At 61.7% G+C, this 9,247-nt stretch carries 11 protein-coding genes and 1 tRNA gene; 6 read left to right on the forward strand and 6 right to left on the reverse strand.

Annotation, left to right across the window (positions count from 1 at the left end; genetic code table 11):
• Positions 1 to 101: 101 nt before the first annotated feature.
• The 3 genes from JJE47_10440 to JJE47_10450 are packed head-to-tail and all read right to left on the reverse strand — an operon-like array spanning position 102 to position 1,872.
• Positions 102 to 890, reverse strand: a complete 789-nt coding sequence (locus JJE47_10440; protein MBK5267841.1) for an MBL fold metallo-hydrolase — start codon at positions 888 to 890, stop codon at positions 102 to 104.
• Positions 887 to 1,516, reverse strand: a complete 630-nt coding sequence (locus JJE47_10445) for an NUDIX domain-containing protein (protein ID MBK5267842.1) — start codon at positions 1,514 to 1,516, stop codon at positions 887 to 889. The genes JJE47_10440 and JJE47_10445 overlap by 4 nt, the downstream gene beginning before the upstream one ends.
• Positions 1,513 to 1,872 carry an FxsA family protein gene (locus JJE47_10450; protein MBK5267843.1) on the reverse strand — a complete coding sequence of 120 codons (360 nt, stop codon included), beginning with the start codon at positions 1,870 to 1,872 and terminating at the stop codon, positions 1,513 to 1,515. Before JJE47_10450 ends, JJE47_10445 begins: the two co-directional genes overlap by 4 nt.
• Positions 1,873 to 1,905: 33 nt before the next feature.
• Between JJE47_10450 and JJE47_10455 the strand changes: the two genes are divergently transcribed.
• Both JJE47_10455 and selB read left to right on the forward strand, forming a co-directional pair.
• Positions 1,906 to 3,243: an L-seryl-tRNA(Sec) selenium transferase gene (locus tag JJE47_10455; GenBank protein MBK5267844.1), complete on the forward strand. Its 1,338-nt coding sequence runs from the start codon at positions 1,906 to 1,908 to the stop codon at positions 3,241 to 3,243.
• On the forward strand, positions 3,234 to 5,027 hold the full coding sequence (selB, locus tag JJE47_10460) for a selenocysteine-specific translation elongation factor (GenBank protein ID MBK5267845.1): 1,794 nt from the start codon (positions 3,234 to 3,236) through the stop codon (positions 5,025 to 5,027). Before JJE47_10455 ends, selB begins: the two co-directional genes overlap by 10 nt.
• On the opposite strand, the gene JJE47_10465 is transcribed toward selB, so the two are convergent.
• Positions 5,024 to 5,275, reverse strand: a complete 252-nt coding sequence (locus JJE47_10465) for a WhiB family transcriptional regulator (GenBank protein MBK5267846.1) — start codon at positions 5,273 to 5,275, stop codon at positions 5,024 to 5,026. The two genes, selB and JJE47_10465, sit on opposite strands and share 4 nt — an antisense overlap.
• 77 nt (positions 5,276 to 5,352) lie before the next feature.
• Positions 5,353 to 6,594 (reverse strand): hypothetical protein, encoded by a 1,242-nt coding sequence (locus JJE47_10470; GenBank protein MBK5267847.1) that lies wholly within the window; start codon positions 6,592 to 6,594, stop codon positions 5,353 to 5,355.
• A gap of 60 nt (positions 6,595 to 6,654) precedes the next feature.
• Between JJE47_10470 and JJE47_10475 the strand changes: the two genes are divergently transcribed.
• From JJE47_10475 to JJE47_10490, 4 genes are all read left to right on the forward strand, one after another.
• On the forward strand, positions 6,655 to 7,008 hold the full coding sequence (locus JJE47_10475; protein MBK5267848.1) for a response regulator: 354 nt from the start codon (positions 6,655 to 6,657) through the stop codon (positions 7,006 to 7,008).
• Positions 7,009 to 7,013: 5 nt separating this feature from the next.
• On the forward strand, positions 7,014 to 8,273 hold the full coding sequence (locus JJE47_10480; protein MBK5267849.1) for an HlyC/CorC family transporter: 1,260 nt from the start codon (positions 7,014 to 7,016) through the stop codon (positions 8,271 to 8,273).
• A gap of 20 nt (positions 8,274 to 8,293) precedes the next feature.
• Positions 8,294 to 8,370, forward strand: a tRNA-Pro gene (locus JJE47_10485).
• 114 nt (positions 8,371 to 8,484) lie between these two features.
• A complete protein-coding gene (locus JJE47_10490) occupies positions 8,485 to 8,949 on the forward strand; it encodes a zf-TFIIB domain-containing protein (GenBank protein ID MBK5267850.1) in 465 nt (154 codons plus the stop codon).
• A gap of 9 nt (positions 8,950 to 8,958) precedes the next feature.
• Here JJE47_10490 and JJE47_10495 read toward each other — a convergent pair.
• Positions 8,959 to 9,247: aspartate-semialdehyde dehydrogenase (locus JJE47_10495; GenBank protein MBK5267851.1), on the reverse strand; the 289-nt coding region annotated here is incomplete at its 5' end.

Below are 9,247 nucleotides of genomic sequence, written 5' to 3' on the forward strand. Positions count from 1 at the left end.
CTCGCCTTTCGCCTTCTCCAACTCCTCCGGGGTGACCTCTCCGCGCGCCGGTAAGGCCACAACAAGAATCAGGAGAAAGGCCAGTGGAAACAGTCGACGCATCATGTGCGAACCATCTCAACCAGAGATCCCCATAAGTCCGACGCATCATCTCCGCCGAACGTAATGAGCCCATCGTCGGTCAGCTTGCGGAGATGGGCAGCTACCGAGAGTGCCGCCACCCGGTGCAACTCCTCGGGAACATCCTTGTATACCTCGATGACGACGTCTCCGACCGATCCGGCCCCCTCCTGCAAGGCGTGCACGATCTCTCTTTCTCGCTCCATCCGGTGGGAAATGTAGTAATCGATGACTTCCTGAGGGTTGTCGATCTCCGGGCCATGGCCGGGCAACAACTTCGAAAGCGAAACCGATTGAAGTCGTTCAAGCGAAGCCAGATAGCGGGTCAGGTCTTCGATCATGACGGTCGAGCCACCGATGATGTGATCACCGGTGAACATGGTGGTACCAAGCAGCAGGCAAATGTGATCGTCGGCATGGCCGGGGGTGTAGAGAACCTCGAGCGTCTCACCCTCCACCTCGATGTGGTCACCCTCCCGGACCAAGTCGGTCGGGGCGAAGTCCGGGCCGGGCGCAAATCCGTAGACCGGGGCATCAACTTCGAGCCCGAGCGGATTGGCCAGCGGGGCATGATCGGGATGGGTGTGGGTGACAACGATCGCGGCGGTTCTGCGATCGCCGATCGCTTCGAGAATCCGGTCGCGATGCTCAGGAATCACGGGTCCCGGGTCGATTACCAGGGCGCGTGTTCTGCCTCCAAGCACATAGGTGTTGGTACCGGCCCCGGTAAACCAACCGGGATTGGGAGCGAGAAGATGGACAATGTTCATGCTGGTCCTGCTTGACGACGCCGTATATCGGCATCCTGGTCGATTTCTCCAGCGAATCGACCAACAATGGCGCCCTGCAAAGCGACGTCGACCGTTCCATAGTGGTCCAAATACCGCAGATGCGCAACCGTCGGCGAGACCATCTGCAGTTCGCCACCCGCCCAACTTCGCAACGCTCGGGCGGGTTCAAACCAACCGGCACTAATCAACTCTCGATCATCGATGCGCAAAACGCTGCCCGCCGGGGCTGCCGCAAGATAGAACCGCGTGTCGAAACGGATACCGGACCGTTCGGGCGTCACCCACCTGGACAGGTACACGACATCGTCATATGCGAAATCTTCCACCGACCGTTGCTCGGCCAGCAGTCGGCCCGGGTCAACCGGGCTGCCGACCCGGTCCGCCAGGAGCAGTCCAACCTCTTCGAAGGTCTCACGGATGGCCGCGGCCTTGAATGGATCGGGAGCCCGCCGATCGGTGTCATCAACTCCGCCTCCGGGAAACACCGAGGCGCCCGGTACGAACGGCGATCCATTTGACCGCTTCGCCAAGAGCACCTCGATGCCGGACCGACCATCTCGAACCACACAGGCGGTGGCAGCCGGTCGTGGAACGGACGGGGTCACCTGGTGGATCTCCGCTGCACATAGATGGTCAATCGATCACGAACCACCCTCCGAACCAGCGGTGCCATCAGTGAGAATCCGACCAGGTCGGTCAAAAGTCCTGGAGTCAACAGAAACGCCCCACCCACCAGAATCAATGCGCCGTCTGCCAGTTCGCCGGCCGGCAGCTTTCCTTGTTGAAATGCGGCTCCGATCGCTCTCCAGGCATTGGTTCCTTGCCGCTTGACCAGATAGGCACCGATCAAGCCGGTAACCACGACGATTCCGAGCGTTATCTCCCACCCGATGACACCGGACAAATAGACCAGCAAGCCCATCTCGAGGGCGGGTATCACAATGAAGAGGACCGGCAGCATGCGCTGAAAGCCTAACGGGTACCATTACCAACCATGACTCTCCGTGACCTGCCTTCGGTCGATGCGCTCGCCAGACAACTCAACGGAATTCCCCGGGTCGTAGCCACGGAGGTGGCCCGTGCATCCCTTGAGGAAGCACGAGGCCTCCTGGTCGACGGGCAGCCCGCCGACGCCGGCGAAATCGCCGCCCTCAGGGCCCGAAAGCTCGCCAGGCTGAAGTTCCGGTCACTGATCAACGCCACCGGCGTCCTGCTCCACACCAACCTTGGCCGGGCCCCGGTGCACCCGGACGCCGTGCGAGCCGCCGCTGAGGCAACTCTGGGCTATGGCAACCTCGAATTCGACCTCGACCAGGGCGAACGAGGCGGGCGGGGTGCCTATGTACACGAATTACTTATGGCTTTGACCGGTGCAGAAGCTGCCCTGGTCGTCAACAACAACGCGGCCGCGTTGCTCCTGGCCCTGGCCACCCTAGGCAAGTCAAAAGTGGTCGTGGTCTCACGGGGTGAGCTGATCGAAATTGGCGGGTCGTATCGGCTTCCCGAACTCATGGCGGCATCCGGGGCAGACATGATCGAGGTCGGAACCACCAATCGGACCAGAATCGCAGATTATGCGCAAGTGGCAACAGACGCCGGCCTCCTCCTGAAAGTCCACCCGTCGAACTACCGGGTGGTCGGATTTACCGAATCAGCCGCCAGCGCGGAACTCGTCGAACTTTCCCGCCGCAGCGACGTACCGTATGCCTACGACGTCGGTTCCGGTCTGGTAGACGAGACCAGCCCCTGGATCTCCGGACCTCCCCCAAACTGGCTGGCAGGAGAACCTGGCGTACGTCAGGAAATCGACCGGGGAACCGGCCTTGTCATGTTCTCCGGCGACAAACTCTTTGGCGGACCGCAGGCCGGGATCATGGTCGGAGAGAACGACCTCATCAAACGCATCAAGTCACATCCGATGGCCAGAGCCATGCGGGTGCCCGGACCGACCCTGGCCGCCCTGGCGGTAATCACCGAGATGTACCTGGACGGGCGGGCCCTCGAGATCCCCTTCTGGACGATGGCAACTGCCCCGTACGAACACCTTGAGCTCCGTTTGCAAGCCCTACTCGACGCAGGCATCCCCGGCACGATCATCGAAAGTGCCTCCTTACTGGGAGCCGGGTCGGTGCCCGGAATGACCGTGGCGTCACCAGCACTGCAGGTCACCGCTCAAGCCGATCGGCTGTGGAACGAGTTGTTGGCCGCCGAACGCCCACTGATCGGACGCCGGGAGGCAGGGGCCTTCCTCGTCGACCTTCGATCGGTCAACCCCGACGAGGACGCATCGGTGGCAGCGACGTTACGGGCTGCCGTCACCGCATGCCAGTAGTCGGTACCGCGGGCCATGTCGATCATGGCAAGTCCACTCTCATCCAGGCACTGACCGGCCGGGACCCCGACCGCCTCGCCGAGGAAAAAACTCGCGGGTTGACTATCGACCTTGGTTTTGCCTGGACCGATCTTGACGGAATCGAGGTGTCGTTTGTTGACGTCCCCGGCCACGAACGGTTCATGAAGAACATGCTCGCCGGCACAGAGGCAATCGACATCGCCATCCTGGTCGTGGCCGCCGACGAGGGCTGGATGCCTCAGACGGAAGAACACCTCGCGGTGCTCGACCTCCTCGGGGTTTCCCTGGGCGTCGTCGCCATAACCAAGACCGATCGGGTTGATCCCGAACTGCTCGAACTCGCCGAACTGGAGATCGAAGAACAGGTGGCAGGCACCGCCTTCGAGACGGCCCGACTCATCCCGGTGTCTGCGCTGAACGGCGACGGGCTCGACGACCTTCGTACCGAGCTGCGGTCGCTCTGCGAACAAGCCGAGACCCGACGGATCCTCAAAGATCCCGCCTTGTGGGTTGATCGCTCTTTCAGCATCGACGGCGCCGGAACCGTTGTTACCGGGACGCTTCTGGGCGGTCCTCTGTCAGTTGGCCAGACGCTTTCAGTCTGGCCAGGTGGCCACTCGGTTCGGATTCGCACGCTGCACAGCCATGAGCAGACCCACGAAACGGTTTCCGCCGGCCGACGGGCCGCCGCCAATCTGGTCGGGATAACCAGGGATCAGATCGCCAGAGGGTCGCTCCTTTCCCCTTCACCGTGGCCGACCAGTTCGTCGTTCAGCGTGGTTATGCGACCTGCTCGATACGCAGATGACGTCGGCGAGCGAGGGGCCTACCACCTCCATATGGGCTCGGGTTCGTGGCCGGTCGAGCTCCGCCCGTTAACCGGCAACGAGGACCCTGACGGTGGAAAGCCGATGGCGGCGCTGATCAGGTCTAAAACCCCACTTCCGGTCCGGGTCGGGGAGCGCTTCATCCTGCGCGAAACCGGTCGACAATCGGTGGTTGCCGGAGGTCGCATCGTCGATCCGGCCGCCCCCCGTCGGGCGGCTGAAGCTCGCCTGGCACTCCGTCAACTGGAAGGAATCCTTGAAGCCGATCAGAACGACGCCGCCACCCAACTACTTGACGCCCGCGGCATCTGCACCGTCCATGAACTCGCCGGTTGGACGGGCGGCGGGTACCCCCGCACCGGTCTCACACGCGGCGACGTAGCCATTTCCGTCGGGCGGGTGGCCGAATTGCTGACCTCGGCTGTGAACGATGTTGCCGCCTTCCACCACGAACACCCATTGCGCGAGGGGATGCCGGTCGCCAGTCTGGCGAGTCGCCTAAACCTAGACATCGACACAGCGCGGGCAATCCTTGCCATGGACGATCGGGTGCGCGACGACGGACCAACCGCCGCCCTGGCTACGTTCAACGCTGGTCTGACGGACGCTCAGGAATCGCAACTCGTAACGGTCATCGGTCAACTGACCACCGCCGGATATAACGTGCCAAGGCTCGACGAACTCAACCTCGACCGCGAACTGCTCCACATCGCGCTCCGGGAAGGCAGGCTGGTCCGAGTCTCAGATGATCTCGTGTTCCTCCCCGGCCAGATCGAGGCCATCCGGAGTCGACTACAAGAATTGCCCACCCCGTTTGGGGTGGGCAATTTCAAGGATGTCATTGGAGTATCGCGCAAATACGCAGTGCCACTGCTCGAGTACTTCGACGCGATCGGGGTTACCCAACGCGTCGGAAACGATCGGATCCTGCGCTAGCTGGCTCGCACCCGGCGGTCGACCTCGGTCGTCCCACCCCAGATGCCATAGGGTTCGCGAATCTCCAGTGCATAGGAGACACAGTCACCCTGGACCGGGCATACATCGCAAATGGCCTTGGCCCGCGACTCGCGCCGCTCGCGCTCATCCTTCTTTTCGAAGGTGCTCGGAGGGAAGAACAGGTGTGAATGGTTACCCCGGCAAAGCCCTTGAATCTGCCAGTCGCCGATGGCCAAACTCACAATCACTCCTCCTCAGGATCGCCTTGGTACCTTCGGGAAGCTACCACCCACCCCGCCAGGCCGCCAGGAAAATTTTAGGAGGTCTAGGTTTGTTTTTCGCGATCTGGCAGCTCGACCTCAAGGAACATGCCCTGAACTGAGGCGACCACCACGGGAGATCCCTGCGAGATACCGGCTTCACGATGGGACGTCGCCCGCCAGCGAGCTCCCTCTATTTCGACCAGCCCTTCGCCGGTGACATCCGTCAGAGCAACCCCCATCGCGCCGATGAGATGGTCACGACCCATCGTTTGTGTCGTGAACCGGGAGCGCGCCACCGTCGACATGGCGAACATGTAGAAGAGCGCCACCCCGAGGGTTGTCACGACAACCGCACCTACGCTCGGTGCCATATCGGGATACGTCCCGGCGATAAACAGGCCTCCCACCCCAAGAAGCACCGTCCCGATGTATGACAGGACACTGAAACCGCCCCGCTGGTAGTCGACCGTCAGCAGCCACATGGCGAACAAGGTGACCGGCAAACCCCACCCGAACGGCATGGCGGACAGCCCATAACCCGCCAGAAGAATCGGAACGACAGCCGTGGCCGCCGCCAGACCCGGTCCAATCGCGTAGAACTCGAATGCCGCGAACGCCAACCCGACAACGAGAAAGAAGAAGGCCGCCTCCGGTGTTATCGCCAGACGCATGGTTCGGGCCCACACGCCAAGTTCGTTGAATCGCACTTGCTTGGTGACCTGCGACCGTACCTGACCGTCGCCTTCGGTCACCTGCTCGGCAGTGTGCAAGGTCACCGTCCGGTCAGCGAGTTCAACCGTCTTGCCGTCGAGCGATACGATGAGCGGGCCAAGCGCCGCCTGAATATCGTCAATGGCACCCGGGATCGGTTCGGTCACCGTGACCAGGACGTCATCGTCAGAAGAAGCGGCGGGCTCGCCAATAATCATTCGGAACCGGCGCCCGATCTCCACTCCCGGTGCGGCGATCGTGATTTGCGCAGCTTCGGCAAGTCGGAGGCTGGCTCCCTGGGCCGTGGCCGGTGCGTCGCCGATCCAAGCCACAACCGGCAACGGTGGATTTTGCACGAGGGCAATGAGTTCTTCCACCTCTGTGGTCAACGACCCGGGAGAATCGATCTTAAGGATCACAAACTCCGAGTCGCGCGCTGCGGCACTTTCGATCGAATCCGTTACGAACCGAACCAAAAACTGATCGACCGGGCCTTGCACTTCGACGACATCGATTGCCCCATCAGAAGTTTGTGCAAAGGCCGGTACGGCCAGAGTGCCAAGCAGAAATACGAGGACCAGAATACGTCGCATGCACCTGGATGATAGGAGGCGCGTCATCGGCCCCAGTCGACGGCACTACAGTGAGTCATCATGGAATCAATCCTCCTGGTAACCGACAGCAACTGGGTCCGCAACGACGTCGAAGCGGCGATCCTCGACCCAACTACATCCATTACCCATGTCGAAGACCCACGGACGGTCATCGCGGTCGCCGGGGAATCCCCGCCCTCGGTCTATATCGTTGACATGCAGGTCGGATCGATGGGGGGAATGGCCATCACCAGGGCGATCAAGTCTGCGGCGAACAACGGCGACATCGAAGACCGCCCGGTGGTTTTGCTTCTTGACCGTTCGGCCGATGAGTTCATCGCCAAACGCGCCGGGGCAGATCGGTGGGTCCTGAAACCGTTCACTGCTCAGGCTCTCCGCGCTGCCTTGGGCTGATAGCTGTGAGCCTCGCTGCCCTCTGGATCGTTCTGGCGCTCTGTCTCATCGCTTCGGGGTTCCTGTCGGGATCCGAAACGGCCGTGACCGCCATACCTCGCGAGCGGGTGATGCGTCTGGAGGGCCATCGAGGGGAACGCCTCGCTCGCCTGGCCACCCACCTGGAACGAACCATTGGGACCATCCTGATCGCCAACAACTTCGTCAACATCCTGGCGGCATCGATTGCCACGATTCTGGCCGTCGACCTGACCGACGAGACGATCGGCCCGGTAATTGCTACGTTCCTGCTCACCGCCGTGGTGCTGGTGGTGGGTGAAATCACGCCCAAAATGCTGGCGTCGCGATACCCCGAAGAGTACGGACTGGCCATCGCCACCAGTTTGACCGCCGTTACCACGATGCTCAATCCGATTTCGCGAGTTTTCCGGTTCATCTCGAATCGACTGCTCCGAATGTTCGGCGTCTCCGACGACCCGGACCGCTCCGTCACGGAAGAAGATGTCAAGGCACTCACCGCCCTCGGTGAACAGGCCGGAGAAATCGATCAGGTCGAGCGAGAAATCATCGAAGCTTTGTTCGCAGCCACCGACCGGCGGGTGCGCGAAGTGATGACACCACGAGTCGACATCGAAACCATCGATTTGCCGATCGATGAGGCCAAGATTCGAGCCGCCGTCTCCGGCACCGCTCACTCTCGATATCCCGTCGTCGCTCCCGGTCGAGGCCTCGACGAACTGGTCGGAATCCTGTACGTAAAGGATCTGCTTCGAATGCCCGGCGCCATCACCCCCGAAGCGGCCGCCCGCCTCATCCGCGAGCCGTTGTACGTGCCGGAAAGTGCTCCACTCATGACCGTACTCCACGAGTTTCGCGATCGACGCATCGGATATGCGATGGTGCTGGACGAACATGGCGGTGTCGAGGGAATGATCACTGCCAAAGATCTCATCGCCGAACTGATCGGCGATTTCCAGGACGAGTACGACCCTGGTGTACCCAAGGCCCGCCCAACCGGGACCGGTACGTGGACCGCCGATGGATCGATGACGGTCGAGGAATTGAGTACCGAGATCGACTATCCCCTCCCCGAGGGGCCGTACACGACCGTGGGCGGTCTGGTCATGTATCTGAGGGGCGACATTCCGACCGAAGGGGACATCGTGGACATCGACAGGGTTCGACTGCGGGTTGCCATCATGGATCGTAACCGTATCGGCCGGGTTTCGGTCTCCATATTGCCGGCGGGCCGCTCCGAAAACTAAGGCGCTAACATCCACCGCAACGGGACGTGGCGCAGCTTGGTAGCGCGCGTCGTTCGGGACGACGAGGTCGCCGGTTCAAATCCGGCCGTCCCGACCAGTTCTCTCTTCACGAGAGTACGAGTCGGAACCACCGTAACTTGAGGGCTCTTCATCCGAGGAGCCCTCAAGTGTTTAAAGGGAACCAGTCAGGGCGCCGATGATTTGAGTAACCATGAACTGCCCGCGATGCGACGTGATCCTCATCCCAACCCACGCCACCGGCAATCGGTATGAATGTCCGCGGTGTAACGGACGGCTGTCGAACAGCAACGACATCGGGCTACTACTCAGCTTCGCCAAACGAAACCAGCTGATTCGGGCAGCCACCGAACTCTCCTACGAAGGCCTCAGATGCCCCTTCTGTAGCTCACCGATGACGCCGGTGAATCTGACCCACCGGCTAGGTGAAATGCAGGTCGATGTCTGTAACCCATGCGTCGCCCTATGGACCGATCCAGGCGAAATCACCAAGCTCTCCCAATCAACCATCGGATCGACCGTCAATCACGAACTGGCGGCGATGGACCCTGACCTGCCGCTCAGCTGGCAACGAAGGTCCATGGGTAGCGATGCCAACGGGACGGTCACGACCGGACTACTCAACCTGCTGGTCGCGATCTTCACAACCCGAATCTAGGGAACCCGGCTAGGCGAGCAGCAGTTCGGCAATCTCAACGGTGTTGAGGGCGGCGCCCTTGCGAAGGTTGTCGCTGGAAAGGAACAGGGCCAGACCCTTTCCGTCTTCGACCGTCTCGTCGGCGCGGATGCGACCCACGAAGGTGGGGTCCTGACCGGCGGCCATCTGCGGGGTGGGCACGTCGACCACCACCACGCCGGGCGAACCGGACAGGATCGTGCGGGCTTCGTCGGGCGGGATCGGCTGCGTGAAGCGGGAGTTGATCGACAGCGAGTGCCCGGTGAAGACCGGAACCCGC

This window comes from Acidimicrobiia bacterium (genome assembly GCA_016650365.1).
Lineage (GTDB): Bacteria > Actinomycetota > Acidimicrobiia > Spongiisociales > JAENVV01 > JAENVV01.